Annotated in this window: 16 protein-coding genes; 15 read left to right on the top strand and 1 reads right to left on the bottom strand. The window is 61.1% G+C overall.

Going from position 1 to position 16,156, the window contains the following annotated elements:
- The 3 genes from APH30_RS03180 to APH30_RS03170 form a co-directional block, all read left to right on the top strand.
- On the top strand, positions 1-259 hold a 259-nt coding region (locus APH30_RS03180; protein WP_156326359.1), incomplete at its 5' end, for a TAXI family TRAP transporter solute-binding subunit.
- Positions 260-288: 29 nt separating this feature from the next.
- The gene (locus tag APH30_RS03175) at positions 289-2,316 is read left to right on the top strand and encodes a TRAP transporter permease (protein ID WP_016488077.1); all 2,028 of its coding nucleotides are present in this window, start codon (positions 289-291) and stop codon (positions 2,314-2,316) included.
- Positions 2,313-2,729 (top strand): DUF1850 domain-containing protein, encoded by a 417-nt coding sequence (locus tag APH30_RS03170; RefSeq protein WP_016488078.1) that lies wholly within the window; start codon positions 2,313-2,315, stop codon positions 2,727-2,729. The genes APH30_RS03175 and APH30_RS03170 overlap by 4 nt, the downstream gene beginning before the upstream one ends.
- Before the next feature lie 30 nt (positions 2,730-2,759).
- Here the strand turns inward: APH30_RS03170 and APH30_RS03165 are convergent, their stop codons facing one another.
- Positions 2,760-4,733 (bottom strand): choline BCCT transporter BetT, encoded by a 1,974-nt coding sequence (locus APH30_RS03165; RefSeq protein WP_054911669.1) that lies wholly within the window; start codon positions 4,731-4,733, stop codon positions 2,760-2,762.
- Positions 4,734-5,030: 297 nt separating this feature from the next.
- Here APH30_RS03165 and nhaA point away from each other — a divergent pair, with 297 nt between their 5' ends.
- The 12 genes from nhaA to APH30_RS03100 all read left to right on the top strand — a co-directional run bounded on the left by nhaA (position 5,031) and on the right by APH30_RS03100 (position 16,136).
- Positions 5,031-6,392, top strand: a complete 1,362-nt coding sequence (gene nhaA / locus APH30_RS03160) for a Na+/H+ antiporter NhaA (RefSeq protein WP_024717420.1) — start codon at positions 5,031-5,033, stop codon at positions 6,390-6,392.
- Positions 6,393-6,523: 131 nt separating this feature from the next.
- On the top strand, positions 6,524-7,882 hold the full coding sequence (locus tag APH30_RS03155) for a chloride channel protein (RefSeq protein WP_016488081.1): 1,359 nt from the start codon (positions 6,524-6,526) through the stop codon (positions 7,880-7,882).
- 196 nt (positions 7,883-8,078) lie between these two features.
- Positions 8,079-8,498 (top strand): helix-turn-helix domain-containing protein, encoded by a 420-nt coding sequence (locus APH30_RS03150; protein WP_016488082.1) that lies wholly within the window; start codon positions 8,079-8,081, stop codon positions 8,496-8,498.
- Between the two features lie 209 nt (positions 8,499-8,707).
- Positions 8,708-9,043: an RAQPRD family integrative conjugative element protein gene (locus tag APH30_RS03140; RefSeq protein WP_016488084.1), complete on the top strand. Its 336-nt coding sequence runs from the start codon at positions 8,708-8,710 to the stop codon at positions 9,041-9,043.
- A complete protein-coding gene (locus APH30_RS03135) occupies positions 9,030-9,269 on the top strand; it encodes a TIGR03758 family integrating conjugative element protein (RefSeq protein WP_016488085.1) in 240 nt (79 codons plus the stop codon). Before APH30_RS03140 ends, APH30_RS03135 begins: the two co-directional genes overlap by 14 nt.
- Positions 9,270-9,284: 15 nt before the next feature.
- On the top strand, positions 9,285-9,662 hold the full coding sequence (locus APH30_RS03130; RefSeq protein WP_016488086.1) for a TIGR03745 family integrating conjugative element membrane protein: 378 nt from the start codon (positions 9,285-9,287) through the stop codon (positions 9,660-9,662).
- Positions 9,663-9,669: 7 nt separating this feature from the next.
- Entirely contained in the window at positions 9,670-10,071 is a 402-nt protein-coding gene (locus APH30_RS03125) for a TIGR03750 family conjugal transfer protein (protein WP_016488087.1), read from the top strand.
- On the top strand, positions 10,068-10,706 hold the full coding sequence (locus tag APH30_RS03120) for a PFL_4703 family integrating conjugative element protein (RefSeq protein WP_016488088.1): 639 nt from the start codon (positions 10,068-10,070) through the stop codon (positions 10,704-10,706). Before APH30_RS03125 ends, APH30_RS03120 begins: the two co-directional genes overlap by 4 nt.
- On the top strand, positions 10,706-11,512 hold the full coding sequence (locus APH30_RS03115; RefSeq protein ID WP_016488089.1) for a TIGR03749 family integrating conjugative element protein: 807 nt from the start codon (positions 10,706-10,708) through the stop codon (positions 11,510-11,512). Before APH30_RS03120 ends, APH30_RS03115 begins: the two co-directional genes overlap by 1 nt.
- The gene (locus APH30_RS03110; protein ID WP_016488090.1) at positions 11,502-13,010 is read left to right on the top strand and encodes a TIGR03752 family integrating conjugative element protein; all 1,509 of its coding nucleotides are present in this window, start codon (positions 11,502-11,504) and stop codon (positions 13,008-13,010) included. Before APH30_RS03115 ends, APH30_RS03110 begins: the two co-directional genes overlap by 11 nt.
- Complete coding sequence (locus APH30_RS03105; RefSeq protein ID WP_016488091.1) at positions 12,973-13,392, top strand: TIGR03751 family conjugal transfer lipoprotein; 420 nt, start codon at positions 12,973-12,975, stop codon at positions 13,390-13,392. Before APH30_RS03110 ends, APH30_RS03105 begins: the two co-directional genes overlap by 38 nt.
- The gene (locus tag APH30_RS03100; RefSeq protein WP_016488092.1) at positions 13,392-16,136 is read left to right on the top strand and encodes a conjugative transfer ATPase; all 2,745 of its coding nucleotides are present in this window, start codon (positions 13,392-13,394) and stop codon (positions 16,134-16,136) included. Before APH30_RS03105 ends, APH30_RS03100 begins: the two co-directional genes overlap by 1 nt.
- Positions 16,137-16,156: the final 20 nt, after the last annotated feature.

Genomic DNA, 16,156 nt, shown 5'->3' with positions numbered 1-16,156 from the left:
CATTCCGGCCAATTCCTATGACGGCCAAGGGATGGAAGTGCCAACGGTAGCCATCACCAACATTCTGGTCACCCGGGCGGACCTGAGCGACGACCTGGCCTACCAGATGACCAAATCGATCTTCGAGAATCTGCCACGCTTGGTCACATCTCATGCGGCAGCGAAAGATATCCAAGCTGAGAATGCAGCCAAGAATTTGCCGATCCCGCTCCACCCTGGCGCTGAACGCTATTTCAAAGAGAAAAACCTGCTCCCCTGATCCTTTGTCGCGCAAAGTGGGAGCACTCCATGAGCGAATCGTCGCACGGCCTTCACGCCAGTACCGACCGCTGGCCCGCAACTCTATTCGCGGTGGCGTTGGCGTTTTCAATCTTTCAGGTCGCCACCGCGGCCTACCCACTCATCTCCACCCAGGTATTGCGATCGGTGCACGTGGGCTTCCTGCTGTTGGTCGTATTCCTAAGCTACCCGGTAGTCGGTCACCACCGGCCTTGGCAACCGCTTGCCTGGCTATTGGGGATTGCAGGAATGACGACGGCCGCCTATCAGTGGTACTTCGAAGGCGACCTTATTCAACGCTCAGGCGAGTTGATCAGCAGCGATCTGATCGTCGGCCTATTACTGATCGGCCTGGTTTTCGAAGCCGCACGAAGAGTCATGGGCGTTGCGCTTCCGTTTATCTGCGCCCTGTTTCTGGCCTACGGGCTCCTAGGCCAGTACCTGCCCGGTGACCTTGCGCACCGAGGCTACGGCGTTGACCAGATTGTCAACCAACTGTCCTTCGGTACCGAGGGGCTGTATGGCACCCCTACCTATGTTTCAGCCACGTACATCTACCTGTTCATCCTCTTTGGGGCGTTTCTGGAGCAGGCGGGCATGATCCGCCTGTTCACCGACTTTGCCATGGGCCTGTTTGGTCACCGTAGCGGTGGCCCGGCGAAAGTCGCGGTATTTTCCTCGGCGCTGATGGGAACTATCACCGGCTCCGGAGTGGCCAACGTGGTGACTACCGGGCAGTTCACCATTCCGCTGATGAAGCGTTTTGGCTACAAGCCGGCGTTTGCCGGGGGCGTCGAAGCGACCTCCAGCATGGGCAGCCAACTGATGCCACCGGTCATGGGTGCGGTCGCTTTCATCATGGCGGAAACCATCAACGTGCCCTACGCCGAAGTGGCCAAAGCTGCGCTCATCCCTGCCTTGCTGTATTTCGGCTCGATTTACTGGATGGTTCACCTGGAGGCTAAACGCAGCCACCTGCATGGCCTGCCCCGCGAAGAATGCCCCAGTGCCTGGGACGCGTTGCGCCAACGCTGGTTCTTGCTCGTGCCACTGGTGATATTGGTCGCGCTGCTGTTCTCGGGGCGTACGCCCCTTTATTCAGGCATGGTTGGCCTGGCCCTGACAGCTATCGTCATCCTGGGCTCGGCCATCATCCTGCGCGCTCAGGGCACCTGGCTACGCGCGGCCTTTTGGGTCGCATTGGGACTACTGTGCTCGGGCTTCTTCCGCATGGGCATCGGCGTCATCCTGCTGGTGATCGCGGCGCTTGCCCTCGCCTGCGTCTTCGTGCAAGGCGCAAGGGCCACCCTTAGCGGCTTTGTAATGGCGCTGGCGGAGGGGGCGCGGCATGCCGTACCGGTGGGCATTGCCTGCGCGCTGGTGGGGGTCATTATCGGCGTCATTTCCCTGACCGGACTTGCCACGACCTTTGCGGGGTACATCCTTGATCTCGGCCGCGACAACCTGTTCCTGTCACTGCTCTTGACCATGCTGACGTGCCTGGTGCTAGGCATGGGCATTCCCACCATCCCCAACTACATCATTACCAGTTCCATCGCCGCCCCCGCCCTGCTGGAGCTCGGTGTGCCACTGATCGTTTCGCACATGTTCGTGTTCTATTTCGGCATTCTGGCTGACCTCACCCCGCCGGTCGCGCTGGCGTGCTTCGCGGCCGCCCCCATTGCCAAGGAAAAAGGGTTACTGATCAGCTTCTGGGCGGTCCGCATTGCCCTGGCTGGTTTCGTCGTGCCATTCATGGCGGTCTACGACCCTGCGTTGATGCTGCAGGGCGACAGTCTCAGCGCCACCTCGTACATGGTGATCAAGGCCGTGTTTGCTGTTGCGCTATGGGGCTGCGCATCGATTGGCCACTTCCGTATGTCCATGACCTGGTGGGAGCGTCTACTGGCCTTCGTCGCAGGTGTATGCCTGATCCTGGCCTTGCCCGTCAGTGATGAAGTCGGGTTCGCCCTGGGTATTGCGGTATTGGGCTGGCACGTTTGGCGGAGTCGCACGACAGCCGAGCAAAGGGTATGAATGGTCTCTGCCTTGGGCTCGCCGGCGTGGTTTGGGCCAGCCTGCCCATTGAGCACTTCACCCTGGCTTGGCAGCACAGCATCGAGAAAATCCGCTGGGAAGAGGATTACCAGGTCGGCGCCAGCGGGCTGGTACTCATGGAGGCCCGCGTACGCGGCAGCGGCGCTGGCATGGAAATACCCGATGACGCCACGTTGCGAGATGGCACATGGCACTACCACCGCCAACTGCCGCCTCTGAACCCCTTGCATGCCGGGCGCACACCCGAAGCCGGAGACTATGAGCTGTGCTTTCAGGGCCATTGCCAGCCACTTGCAAACTGGCTAGGTCCACCTTCCAGGGACGTTGCCGCCGTTGACTTCTGGCCCTGCCGGCTTTCAATGCCCGCTAACGAGCGCTCTGCACTGCCCTGACGCCTTGTGCAGCGCAATACACCCCCAGTCTCAACTCACCACATGAAGGTAATGCAGGTGACGCTCGTATTGATCGAGGATATCGCCGATCACATCGTCACGACTCCAACCCATGATGTCATAGTCCTGGCCTCCTTCAGGCAAATGCACCTCAGCCCGGAAATACTTGCGACCATCGGTTCCGTCTTCCGTATCACGCATGACGAAGCTAGGTGTGTTGAAAGCACGCGGACGGACTTCGTAGAGAAAGCGCCCTTCCCCAGCGTGTGAAAGCTCGAGGGTGACGCGGCCATCATCCCGCTCATTCACCGCGACGTCGTAGCCTTGCTTGCGCAACTCAAGTGCAACCTCTTCACAGGCCGGCTTGACCACCTCGGCAATAAAGCGCGTGACATGGGCGCGGCGCGGCATCATGGCAATATTGCGCAGCCGGCGCTGCCAGCCGCCTTGGTGCTGCCGGGTATGCCGAGTACCTGGAAGGGCCTGATTACGCAAGCCGCGACGGGTAGCATCCAGGCTCAAGGCCTTGAACAATCCCCAGATGGCAATCAACAGAATGGCGGCGAACGGCAACGCGCTGGCGATGGTGGCGGTCTGCAAGGCTTTGAGGCCGTTAGCCAAGAGCAACGCAATGGCAACAGCACCGATGCTGAGCGACCAGAAAATCCGTTGCCACAATGGGGAATGGCCTTGGCCGGAGGACGCGAGCATATCGACTACCAAGGCCCCCGAGTCTGCCGAGGTTACGAAGAACACCACCACCATCAGTACCGCGATCAGCGAGATCACCGTGGAAAACGGGAAGTGTTCAAGGAACGCGAATAACGCCAATGAGCTGTCTTGGCCAACGACAGTGGCCAAGTCCTTCACCCCATCGTTGAGGATCATGTGGATAGCCGAATCACCAAATACCGTCATCCACAGCAACGTAAAACCGGCCGGAACGAACAACACGCCACACACGAACTCACGGATGGTACGTCCACGCGAAATGCGAGCGATGAACAGCCCTACAAAAGGCGACCAAGACAACCACCAGCCCCAATACAGCAACGTCCACCCACCAATCCAGTCAGTCGGTTCATAGGCGTAGAGGTTGAAGGTCTTGTTGACGATGTCCGAAAGGTAAGCGCCGGTATTCTGTACATAAGCCTGCAGCAGGAACACGGTAGGCCCCAAGATCAGGACGAACAACATCAATATCACTGCCAGACTCAAATTGAGCTCGGACAGGATGCGAATGCCTTTATCCAGCCCACTGGCCACCGAAAGCGTTGCCAACCCACACGTGGCTGCAATGAGAATGACCTGAACCGTCGGGCTGACCGGCAGACCGAACACATGGTGAAAGCCGCTGTTGATCTGCAGTACCCCATACCCCAGCGAGGTCGCGACGCCGAACACCGTGCCGAGGATGGCGAAGATATCGACCGCATGACCAATCGGGCCGTAGATGCGTTCACCGATCAATGGGTAAAGTGCCGAGCGCAGGGTCAGCGGCAGCCCATTGCGGAAGCTGAAGTAAGCCAGAATCAATGCAACAATGGCGTAGATCGCCCAAGCATGCAGCCCCCAGTGGAAAAACGTGATCTTCATGGCTTCGCGTGCCGCCGCGACCGTGCCAGGGTCACCCACTGGAGGGGTGGTGAAATGCATCACCGGCTCCGCCACACCGAAGAACATCAAGCCGATGCCCATGCCGGCGGAAAACAACATGGCGAACCAGCTGCTCTTCCGGTAATCCGGCTCACTGTGATCGGGCCCTAACTTAATATCACCGTAACGACTGACGGCCAGGAACACCACACTGATCAAGACCAGCGCCACGGTAAGGATGTAAAACCAACTGGCATTGGTAATGATCCAGGTCTGGACGTGTTCGAACAGCGCCTGCGCATGCGCTTGGAATGCTGTGGCGTACAGCACGAGAAGAAAGATCAAAACCGCGCTGGTATAGAAAACGGGGGGATTGAGGGTGCTCCTGGGTTTCGGGGCTGCAGTCATTGCGGCAGTTCTCCTTGTAAGGCGATGAGCACAGGGGGCGAGCACGGCGACTTGGTCCAAGACTAGCAGCCCATGCAGTGCCTGATGGCGGCCCCTCCCCGCTCGAAGTTGACTTTAGACCCTACCCCCGCCGCAAAAAAATCTCAAATACCCACCATTTGAACCACTGACCGCTAATTGAGCATTCATCTGACCGCGATGATTGGGTAGACTGCCATCGGGTGCTAGCTGCACGGCGCAGTGAGGCAGGTTAAACAACAACGCTGGTCGGGCCGCCATGCGGGAGCCATTGCGCCTATGCCCCAGAAAGAATTACCTCGAGCCCAGGAATTGGCCGAACGGGCCTTTGCCAACTTTGAACGCTTTCTTCATATCGAAGCCGTCAGCGGCATTGTCCTTCTCGTGGCCGCACTCGCCGCGCTGGTCTGGGCGAATTCCCCGGCGGCGGAAAGTTATGAGCATCTTTGGCACACCCCGCTGACACTCGGCATCGGTTCGGTGATCTACGCCAAATCCCTGCATTTCTGGATCAACGATGGCTTGATGACCATCTTCTTCCTGGTCGTAGGCATGGAGATCCGTCGTGAGATTCATGAAGGCGCACTCGCCAGCCTGCGCCAAGCTGCTTTACCGATGGCGGCGGCAATCGGCGGTGTGGCCGTCCCTGCGCTCATTTACCTTGGTTTTGGCCATGCCCCCCAGGAACAACAAGGCTGGGCCGTGCCAACAGCCACCGACATCGCTTTTGCCGTGGGTGTACTGGCACTGCTGGGCAAATCGATTCCTTCCAATGTCCGCGTCTTCTTGCTCGCCCTGGCGATAATCGATGACATTATCGCAGTGCTGATCATCGCCCTATTCTACTCTGGCGGCCTCGATTACAGCGGCTTCGCGGTGGCTGCGGTTGGGCTGCTGCTGGTCATGGGATTGCAGAAAATCGGCGTGGGTAGTGCATGGGCCTACATCCTCCCGGGCGCCATTACCTGGCTGGGTATGCTGATGACCGGTGCTCACCCGACGCTTGCCGGTGTTGTGCTAGGTCTGATGACTCCAGTAACGGCGATGCCCATGCGCGAGCGTCCGCTGGATGCTGTCAGCCGTTTTACCAGCGAGCTGCTGGGCAATGCCAAGGCACCCGAGAAGGATGCCAGCGATCTGATGGACCCGTTGAAACGTCTGCGCTCAGCGCAACGCGAACTGGTACCTCCGGTAGTACGCATACAAGGCCTGCTGCACCCTTGGGTGGCATTTGGCATCATGCCGTTGTTCGCCTTGGCCAACGCTGGGGTGAGCCTGTCGGGCGCTGACCTTTCCGCCGAAACATCACGCTGGGTAATGATGGCAGTGGCCGCCGCCCTGATCGCAGGCAAACCGTTGGGAATCGTCAGCGTCAGCTGGTTGATGGTCCGATTGGGCTGGTGTGCACTCCCGGCCGAAGTCAACTGGCGGGGCATCATGTTGATCGGTCTTTTGGCAGGCATAGGCTTTACCATGTCGATCTTCATTGCCAACCTTGCATTCGTCGATCCTGCAGCGCTCGGCGCCGCCAAATTGGGGGTGCTGTCCGCTTCTGTCATCGCCGCAGCGCTGGGTTTGACGTGGGGTGTAATCGCCATGCGCAACCGTTCTTCAACTGGCGAGGTCCGGTCGACGTCATAACAAAACGGCGGATGTCTGGCAGATGCGAGATGACTCGCCTGCCAGACTGTGCGTGAGTACCACCTCGGTCGGGTATGCCCGCTCGACAAATCACGCCATACTCTCTGTCTGTTCCCATCACATGACAAACAATGGCCGATTTGAAAACCGCCACCCCTTCTTCCAGCACTTCATACTGGCGAGAATGGCGACAACGCCTGGCATTCTGGATCGGCGCACTTCTGGTCGGGCTGACGGCGTTGGCATTCGCGTGGCTGGCCGACGCCGCGTTCGCGTCGTTCAGGTGCTTGCTTGAATGGGCGCCTTGGTCCCCGTTGCTGATCACGCCCTTCGGTTTCGCGCTGCTGGCGTGGCTGACACAGCGCTGGTTTGAAAATGCCAAAGGCAGCGGCATTCCCCAAGTCATCGCCGCCCTTGAAATGCCCTCCCGCCGTTTACGAGCCAGATTGCTTTCACTGCCAGTCGCCGCTGCACGCATGAGCCTGACCCTCGGTGCACTCCTAGTTGGGGGCTCGGTAGGACGGGAAGGCCCAACCGTTCATATCGGGGCCGCCGTTTTGTATGCCTTCGGCCGCCGGCTGGGCCTACATGGGCGACGCACGATCGCTGGACTGATCCTCGCCGGCGGCGCCGCAGGCATTGCCGCAGCCTTCAACACGCCATTGGCCGGGGTGGTCTTTGCCATTGAGGAATTGAGCCGCACGTTTGAGCAACGTTTCAGCGGACTGGTGCTAACGGCAGTGCTGATTGGCGGCGTCGTGACACTGGGCCTGATGGGACACTACGCCTACTTTGGCGAAATCGGTGGACGGATGCCAACTGGATGGGGTTGGAGCGTGGTCCCTGCATGCGCAGCACTGGGCGGGTTGCTGGGAGGTTTTTACGCGAAGCTGGTGCTGCCCACCGATCACGGCATCCTCGGCCGTGTCTGCGGGCTGCGCAGTCGATATCCAGTCCGTTTCGCGGCCCTCTGCGGCTTTACTCTAGCAATACTGGGGTTGGTTTCCGGCAATCACGTGTTCGGTACCGGATATGAAGAAACGCGCGCCCTGCTTGGGGCACAACCCGTCACCGATCCAAGTTTTTTGCTGTGGAAATTTCTGGCCAACGTCGTGTCCTACCTCTCCGGTATTCCTGGCGGGCTGTTTTCACCTTCGCTGAGCATAGGCGCGGCGTTCGCGCCACTGCTGTCGTTGATACCCGATGTTGACCCGCAAGCATGTGCATTGCTGGGTATGGGGGCCTATCTGGCCGGCGTGACACGCTCACCGCTCACTGCCTCCGTCATAGTCCTCGAACTGACCCACAGCCCCGACCTTGCCATACCCATGCTCGCGACCACACTGATGGCTACCGCCATCTCGGGCTGGATTTCACCTGTCTCGCTCTACCATGCACTCGCGCGACAAATTATCGACAAACTGCACGCGTCCGGACGAGAATCGAACGACGGCACCGTTACGCAAATTCAGCTTAACGAAAAACCGTGAATCGCGTAGACATGACGCTGTAACCGGGGGGCGACTTCAATTGCTCACCCAAGTAGTTCAATGACGCAGGTTGTTGAGGGCCGATCTGCCACAAGCCAAGAATGCTCGTTGCAACGGTCGCGTCCAGTCATTTGCGCCAATCAACGTCGATGAGACGACAAGGTCGCTATACCTGCCTTATGTCTTAGGTAACTCAATGACACTAAAGTCATCGTTCGCTAACGTGCTTCGAGTACTACGCAGTCACCGCAACATCACCCAACGCGGATTTGCCGACACGACCAGCCGCACCTACTTGTCCAAGCTCGAATCCGGTAGATCGAGCCTCACGCTGGACAAACTTGAGAAGCTTAGCGAGCGATTGGAAGTGAGTCCCTTGACGCTGGTGGCTTTGACGCTGAGCGAGGATACAGGGCAGACGGCAAATGAGCTGATCGTCAGGACTAGGAGCGAGATTCGAGCACTTGAGTCAGAGGGTCGAATTCCTGGACTACAGGCCACACTGGGGGATGATCTAGCTGAGACTGCTTTGCCGGCCAACTCACGCAATCCCCGAACGAAAATGCCTTCGCGCGCACCGTGCGCACTTCAGGCGGAGCTGTCATTCTCCGAGTAATGCCTGGCTAGCCGTTCAGGTGCTCGCTGCAGCACTCGTAAGACCTCAGCACCAGCAGGTTCTCATCCTCCCTCAATGCCTTAACTTCAGGCTCACCCCGCTCCCTGCCCAACCTCGCCAGAAAACGAAACGCCGAGAATCCTTTTAACTCGTGCGTCAACTCCCCCGCGCAGTAATGGTGACGACCAGAGACCGCTCTGGAGCCCGCCATGAGGACATATGCCTTCCCGTCGCTTTTGATTTGTCTGGCAGCACTTCCGGCTGTCGCACAGGAAAGTCGCGAGCGCTCAGATCTGGGACTCGTGCAACGACAGTTCACTGCCATCGAACAGTTGGCCGATCGTGCCGAAAGCGGCTCAGACGACGCCGCAGGAACGCGCTATCGCTTCGACTATCCGAGGTTTACGGCGGACCTCGAACGAATACGTGAAGGCATCCATAAATACTTGTCGCCCTCCCGCGCTCAGCCAGCTGACCAGGTCGAAATGACCGGTCAGTATCGAGTTGATGCGCCTCACTCGAGCCCCTCCGATGAGCATGACTGACGCTCAACTCAGCGCGTTCTCGGCCGTGGCCGGCTTTGCCCCGCAACTCAGTTCGGTGCTGTGGCGCTCCTCGGTGCTGGTGTTGGCGTTGCTCTGGTGCACCTGGGCACTGTGGACCGGCTACCGCGGTTGGGCGGCCGGCAATCTCAATTTCGGTGCGCTCGGCGGCAGCACGCTGCGTCTGGCCCTAGCCCTGATCGTGCTGATGTTTTTCATGCTGTCGTAGTCTGGAGACCCTGCCATGAAACTCTCCCGTCACTGCCTCCTTCCGCTGCTCCGGCTGCGAGCTATCTATACAAAAGCCCTGTTCGGCGGCTCGGTGTTGCTGAGCTCGACGCTGGCCAGGGCTGATCTGCCGACCATGGAAGCCCCCTCCCGCGGCGAGGGCTCAGGCCTGATCGACACCATCAAGAACTACGCCTATGACGGCGGCATCCTGCTCGGTCTGTTGATCGCCACCCTCGCCTTCCTGGGCGTGGCTTGGCATTCGCTCACCGTCTACGCCGACGTGCAAAACCAGCGCAAGACCTGGAAGGACCTCGGCGCCGTGGTCGGCGTCGGCGCGCTGCTGGTGGTGGTGATCCTGTGGTTCCTCACCAAAGCTGCGACGATCCTGTGAGGTTGCCATGTCCGACGTCCCTGCCACTCTCCCAGACGGCACGCTGACCTTCCTGCCGGAACGCCTCAACCGCGACCCAGCCGTCCTGCGCGGCCTCACCAACGACGAGATGTGGGTCGCGCTGATCGTCGGTGCCGTACTAGGCCTGATTCTCGGCGCACCGCTGGCGGTGGCCACCGCCTCCATCGCCACCCTCCCCACCTGCATGTTCCTGTGCATGGCGCTGGTGCTGCTCGGTGGCGGCAAGTTGCTGCGCCGGGCCAAGCGTGCTCGTCCAGAAACTTGGCTGTACCGACGCCTGCAGTGGCAGCTGGCTGTGCACTGGGGCATCAGCAGTCACTACCTGATCCTACACTCCGGCCCGTGGACGGTCCGCCGTACGCGCCGACCTGCGAGGCCCACCCCATGAGCCGCTTCCGCAACAAGGTGGATGCGCAGCAGGCGCACATTCTCAGCCTGCGCCTGGCCGTGGCCGTGCTGGCGCTGCTGTGCACCGGACTCTGGTATGGCTGGCAGTCCGCACCATCCGAACTGACCATTCACGTACCACCGGACTTGCGCTCCGGCAGCACGCGCAAATGGTGGGATGTGCCGCCGGAAAACATCTACGCCTTTGCCCTGTACATCTTCGGCCAGCTTAACCGTTGGCCCACCGACGGCGAGGTCGACTACCACCGCGCGATCTTCGCCCTGCAGCCCTACCTGACACCCGCTTGCAAGACGTTTTTCGATGGCGACTTCGAGTACCGCAAGGCAGCCGGCGAACTACGTGGCCGCGTGCGCGGCGTGTACGAGGTGCTGGGTCGTGGCTACAGCGATGACCCCGACCTGCGGGTAAAGCAGCTGGATAAGCACAGCTGGCTGGTCAAGCTCGACCTCAATGCCGACGAGTACTACGCCGCCGAACCGGTGAAGCGCGTCGTCGTGCGCTATCCGCTACGCGTAGTGCGCTTCGACGTCGACCCCGAGCACAACAAATGGGGCCTGGCCCTGGACTGCTACGAAGGCACACCGCAGAAGCTGACGCTGCCTGGAGGTGCATGATGATGCGTTTCTTGATCTTGATGCTGGTGTCGGTGGCCGGGTGGTGTTCAGCCGCAGCCGCCGTCGAGGTCAAATACTGGGACCGCCTGCCGCTGGCCGTGCCGCTGACGGTGGGTCAGGAACGTATCCTGATGCTGGATGAGGATGTTCGCGTCGGGCTACCCAGCGCGATCACCAGCAAGCTGCGTGTGCAGTCAGTCGGCGGCACGGTGTACCTGCGTGCGTCGGAAGCCCTCCCTCCTACCCGCCTCCAATTGCAGTCGGTGAAGTCGGGGGACATCATCCTGATCGACATCGAAGCGCTCGAAGGTAATGAGTCGCTGGAGGCGGTCAAGATCGTTGCCCAGACTCAGGCCCCGGACGAGGAAACCGCGAAGGATGCAGCCCCCGCAGCGACGCCGGTACCGGTGGTGCTGACTCGCTACGCGGCGCAGAACCTCTATGCGCCGCTGCGCACCGTGGCGCCCTTGCCCGGTGTGCGTCGAGTCCCGCTGGACGAGTCCTCAGGGTTCAGCACACTGCTGCCGACCGAGCACGTATCCATAAAGGGGCTCGCCGCCTGGCGGCTGGGCGACTATTGGGTGACGGCGGTGAAGATCGTCAACCGTGGGTCGGCCAAGGTCAAGCTGGACCCGCGGCACCTGCAGGCCACGCTGTATGCCGCCACCTTCCAGCACGAATACCTGGGGCACGCTGGCACACCTGAAGACACCACCGTGGCGTACCTCGTCACCCGCGGCGGCGACCTGAGGCACGCGCTGTTGTTGCCACCGCCAGCGCCGGAGGCTGCCGATCATGAAAGCTAACGGTTTGCTGAAATGGCTGGTACCGGCGGTCCTGCTGGGAATTGTGCTGATCATCGGCAAATCCTGGGTGGCGGCGCCGGATGGTCAACCTGCCCATGATCCCGAAAACACCGCACTCAGCCCGGACCAGGCCAAGGCCCTCGGCATTGCTGGCGACACGCCGCGCGACACCGTGGCCACGCTGATTGGCCAGGTCAAGGCGATGCGCAGCGAGATGCTGTCACTGAAGAAAGGTAACGAGACGCTGCAGACCGAGAACAACCGCCTGCGCACGCGCGAAGGCAACATCGACAGCCGCATTCAGAGCACGCTGAGCAGTGTCACCCAGCAGGTCACCGAGCAGCGCCAACAGGCCAACGATGCCCGGCAGAAGGCCGAGCAACAGCACCGCGAGACCCAGGGTTTGCTGTCCCGGCTCAAGGACCAACTCACCAACAAGCCGCCCGCGAAGTCCGAAATACCTGTGGGCTTCGGTCTCGAGCCGGGTGACGAGCAACAATTCTCCGGGGCACAACTGCCGGCGGATGCGGTGCAGTGGATCGAGCCATCGAATGCCCGTGCCGGCCAGGAGGGCACCAGCAAAGCTGAGGGACCGTTGTCGTCGCTGACGTCGAAATTCAAAGACCTGCATGGCCTAGACAACAACGCGATTGACCGCGGCCAAGACCATCTCCGTGCCGTGGCCAAAGGCGAGCACGACCTGGAAGGCACTCAGGACCGGGCCGAGGGTGCCAAGCCCCTCTACACCATCCCGGAGAACTCGACCCTGATGGGCTCGATCGCTATGACCGCGCTGATTGGCCGCGTGCCGGTGGACGGCACGGTGAATGATCCCTACCCGTTCAAGGTACTGGTGGGACCGGACAACCTCACCGCCAACGGCATCGATCTACCGGACGTGGTCGGCGCGGTCATGAGCGGTACCGCGGCCGGCGACTGGACCTTGTCCTGCGTGCGCGGCCAGGTCGAGTCGCTCACCTTTGTCTTCAGCGACGGCACCGTCCGCACGGTGCCGCAGCCGCAGAAGGTGATCAGCCGCAACCGCGCCAGCACCCAGACCTCGGACACCGAAAAGATCCGCGGCGGCCTCGGCTACATCTCCGACCCTTACGGCATTCCCTGCATCGCCGGCGAGCGTCGCTCCAACGCCCAGCAGTACCTCGGCAGCCAGAGCCTGATCACCGCTGCCGGCGCTGGATTTGCAGCAGCGCTGGGCAGCGAACAGACCAACACCTCCTTCATCAACTCGGCCAGCGGCAGCTTGGGGCTGAGTCAGAACAGTGGCAACAGCGCACTGAACTCGGTCATCAGCGGTGGCATCGGCGACATTCGTGACTGGGTCAACAAGCTCTACGGCGAAGCGTTTGCCGCCATCTACGTCCCGCCGGGTGCCAAGGTGGCCTTGCACCTGGATCACGAAATCAGCATCGATTACGAACCCAAAGGCCGGAGAGTGAATCATGAAAGCCCACCCGTTTCGGTACTGGACCTGGATTAGCCTGCTGCTTTGCCTGCACCTGGCGGGCTGCACCACCAGCAAGGACGAAATGCTGCCCCACGGCGACCACACCATGCTGGATATTTGGAACAGCGGCGGCGCCGTCGGTACGCAGCAGCAGTTGCAGGAGGCCCGCGATGAGCTGCGCCGGCCAGTGCTTGATCCCGAGCGCCTGATCAAGGACCAGAGCGCCTACACCCGCACAGCCGCCAACGAGATCCGCGCCCAGTTCCCACGCCTGCCCAACCCTGATCTGGTGATGTACATCTACCCGCACCTGGCCGGTACCCAACAGACGCCCGTGCCCGGCTATTCGACCGTCTTCCCGTTGTACGAGAAGGTCCAGTATGCGCTGCCCGGCGAACGCTTGGACGATCTGTGATGGATGATGATGTAGATCGCACCCCGCCGCGCTGGAAGCCCTGGCGCGCGGCGCAGCGTCGGCGCGCAACACGTGCGGATGAGGCTGCACAGTATGCGCACAACCCCAGTTTCACCGACCACTTGCCCTGGGTCGAATACCTTGAGGAGGAGCAGTGCTTTCTGCTCGACGACAACCGCTCGGTCGGCGCCGTGTTCGAGTTGCAGCCGATCGGCACCGAGGGCCGTGAGCCGGAATGGCTGACGGCAGCGCGCGATGCGTTGGAAGATGCGCTGCAGGACAGCTTCGACGAGTTCGACCAGGCGCCATGGGTGGTGCAGTTCTTCTGCCAGGACGACAGTGACTTTTCCCCGTACCTGGAACGCTTGGAGCAATACGTTGCACCCCGAGCGACAGGCACACCCTTCACCGCTGCCTTCCTTGCTTTGATGCAGCACCACCTCGAAACCATTGCCAAACCGGTTGGGCTGTTTGACGACCCTGTCGTGTCGCACCTGCCCTGGCGCGGCAGCAATCGGCGGATTCGACTGGTGGTCTATCGCTGGCTCGGTGACCAGGCCGACGACGACGGGCAAAAACCCACTCAGCTGTTGGAAAGAACCTGTGACCGCCTGGTAGCGTCGTTGCAGGCCTGCGGCGTCAATCCTCGCCGGCTGACGGGGCGGGATTTCTATGCGTGGTTGCTGCCCTGGTTTAACCCGGCACCGACCCTCACCGGTGAAGCACCAGCAGCGTTCTATCGACGGGTGCCCTACCCGGAGACCGATGACGGCGAGGGCCTATCGCTGCCGTTCGACCATGCCTTTGCCGAGCGGCTGTTCTTCCAGGAGCCACACTCGGACAGCGAGCAGGGGCTGTGGTATTTCGATCAGCAGCCGCACGCGGTGATGGTAGTCGACAAGCTGCGCAGGCCGCCCCTTATCGGCCAGCTGACCGGCGAGACCCGCAAGGGTGAGGCGCTCAACGCCTTGTTCGACCAGTTGCCGGAGCAGGCCATCCTGAGCCTGACCTTGGTGATCACGCCCCAGGATGTGCTCGAGGAGCAGCTCAACCGCCTGGCGCGCAAAGCAATCGGCGAAAACCTGGCCTCGACCCAGACTCGCCAGGATGTGGAAGAGGCCCGCGCGCTGATCGGTCGCCAGCACAAGCTGTACCGCGGTACTTTGGCCTTGTACCTGCGCGGCGCCGATGAACAGCAATTGCGCCAGCGCTCGATCCAGGCAGCCAATGTACTGCTCGGCGCCGGCCTGCAACCGGTGCGCGAGGGCGATGAGGTGGCCGCGTGCAACAGCTACCTGCGCTGGCTGCCGATGGTCTACAACCCCGCACGGGATAAACGCAATTGGTACACCCGGCTCTTGTTTGCCCAGCATGTGGCCAACCTGCTGCCGCTGTGGGGACGCAGCATCGGTACCGGCAACCCGGGCATCACCTTTTTCAATCGGGGTGGCGCGCCACTATCGTTCGACCCGCTGTCACGCTTCGACCGTTCCATGAATGGTCACCTGCTGTTGTTCGGCCCGACTGGCGCCGGCAAGTCGGCCACCCTGGTCTCGATTCTGATGCAGATCATGGCGGTGTACCGGCCGCGGCTGTTCATCGTCGAAGCCGGCAACTCCTTTGGCCTGCAGGGCGACTACTTCGCCACCCTAGGTTTGACCGTCAATAAGGTCCAACTCAAACCGGGCAGCGGCTTGAGCCTGGCCCCTTTCGCCGATGCCCGCCGACTGATCGAACGCCCCGACCAGGTCGCCAGCCTGTCGACCGAGGTCCTGGATGAAGACGCTTCGGGCAGCGACGAGCAACGCGATGTGCTGGGCGAGCTGGAGATCACCGCCCGCCTGATGATCACCGGCGGCGAAGCCAAGGAAGAGGCGCGCCTCACCCGGGCAGACCGCAGCCTGATTCGCGAGTGCATTCTCGACGCCGCCAGGCACTGTGCGGCCAGCGATCAGCAGGTCATGACGCGCCATGTCCGTGATGCCCTTCGCACGGTAGCCAGCGACGCCCACCTGCCCGACAAACGTCGCGAGCGGGCCCAGGAAATGGCCGAGTCCATCGACCTGTTCTGCCAAGGTTTCGAGGGTGCGCTGTTTGACCGACCAGGCACCCCTTGGCCGGAAAGCGATGTCACCATCGTCGACCTCGCCACCTATGCCCGCGAGGGCTATGAAGCGCAGATGTCGATCAGCTACATCAGCTTGATGAACACCGTGAACAACCTTGCCGAACGCGACCAGTACCTCGGTCGTCCGATCATCATGGTCACGGACGAAGGCCACATCATCACCAAAAACCCGCTGCTGGCGCCCTTCGTGGTCAAGGGCACCAAGATGTGGCGCAAGCTGGGTGCCTGGTTCTGGCTGGCGACGCAGAACCTGGCCGACTTCCCCGATGCGGCGCAGACCATGCTCAACATGATCGAGTGGTGGATCTGCCTGAACATGCCGCCGGCAGAGATCGAAGAGATCGCGCGGTTCAAGAAGCTCACGCCGGCACAGAAGACTCTGCTGCTGTCGGCGAGCAAGGCCTCGGGCAAGTACACCGAGGGCGTGGTCTTGTCCAAGCAGCTGGAGACGCTGTTTCGCGCGGTACCACCAAGCCTGTACCTCGCCCTGGCCATGACCGAGCCCGAAGAAAAGGCTCAACGCTGGCGACTGATGGAAGAACAGCGCATCACTGAATTGGAAGCCGCCCTGAGCATCGCGGCGGAAATTGATCGGCGACGGGGTATAAAGCCGTAATCCAACAGCACGTGTCCTCA

This window comes from Pseudomonas sp. NBRC 111127 (genome assembly GCF_001320345.1).
GTDB lineage: Bacteria > Pseudomonadota > Gammaproteobacteria > Pseudomonadales > Pseudomonadaceae > Aquipseudomonas > Aquipseudomonas juntendi.
The sequence above is the reverse complement of the archived record's forward strand: the minus strand, read 5'-3'. Positions and strand labels throughout refer to the sequence as shown.

Bases quoted from the DNA above. Each gene is read 5' to 3' on its own strand.
- APH30_RS03175 (WP_016488077.1), top strand. From the start codon at position 289: ATGAGCGAATCGTCGCACGGCCTTCACGCCAGTACCGACCGCTGGCCC.
- APH30_RS03105 (WP_016488091.1), top strand. From the start codon at position 12,973: ATGAAAGCCCACCCGTTTCGGTACTGGACCTGGATTAGCCTGCTGCTT.
- APH30_RS03140 (WP_016488084.1), top strand. From the start codon at position 8,708: ATGAGGACATATGCCTTCCCGTCGCTTTTGATTTGTCTGGCAGCACTT.
- APH30_RS03165 (WP_054911669.1), bottom strand. From the start codon at position 4,733: ATGACTGCAGCCCCGAAACCCAGGAGCACCCTCAATCCCCCCGTTTTC.
- APH30_RS03115 (WP_016488089.1), top strand. From the start codon at position 10,706: ATGATGCGTTTCTTGATCTTGATGCTGGTGTCGGTGGCCGGGTGGTGT.
- nhaA (WP_024717420.1), top strand. From the start codon at position 5,031: ATGCCCCAGAAAGAATTACCTCGAGCCCAGGAATTGGCCGAACGGGCC.
- APH30_RS03110 (WP_016488090.1), top strand. From the start codon at position 11,502: ATGAAAGCTAACGGTTTGCTGAAATGGCTGGTACCGGCGGTCCTGCTG.
- APH30_RS03120 (WP_016488088.1), top strand. From the start codon at position 10,068: ATGAGCCGCTTCCGCAACAAGGTGGATGCGCAGCAGGCGCACATTCTC.
- APH30_RS03170 (WP_016488078.1), top strand. From the start codon at position 2,313: ATGAATGGTCTCTGCCTTGGGCTCGCCGGCGTGGTTTGGGCCAGCCTG.
- APH30_RS03100 (WP_016488092.1), top strand. From the start codon at position 13,392: ATGGATGATGATGTAGATCGCACCCCGCCGCGCTGGAAGCCCTGGCGC.
- APH30_RS03150 (WP_016488082.1), top strand. From the start codon at position 8,079: ATGACACTAAAGTCATCGTTCGCTAACGTGCTTCGAGTACTACGCAGT.
- APH30_RS03130 (WP_016488086.1), top strand. From the start codon at position 9,285: ATGAAACTCTCCCGTCACTGCCTCCTTCCGCTGCTCCGGCTGCGAGCT.
- APH30_RS03125 (WP_016488087.1), top strand. From the start codon at position 9,670: ATGTCCGACGTCCCTGCCACTCTCCCAGACGGCACGCTGACCTTCCTG.
- APH30_RS03135 (WP_016488085.1), top strand. From the start codon at position 9,030: ATGAGCATGACTGACGCTCAACTCAGCGCGTTCTCGGCCGTGGCCGGC.
- APH30_RS03155 (WP_016488081.1), top strand. From the start codon at position 6,524: ATGGCCGATTTGAAAACCGCCACCCCTTCTTCCAGCACTTCATACTGG.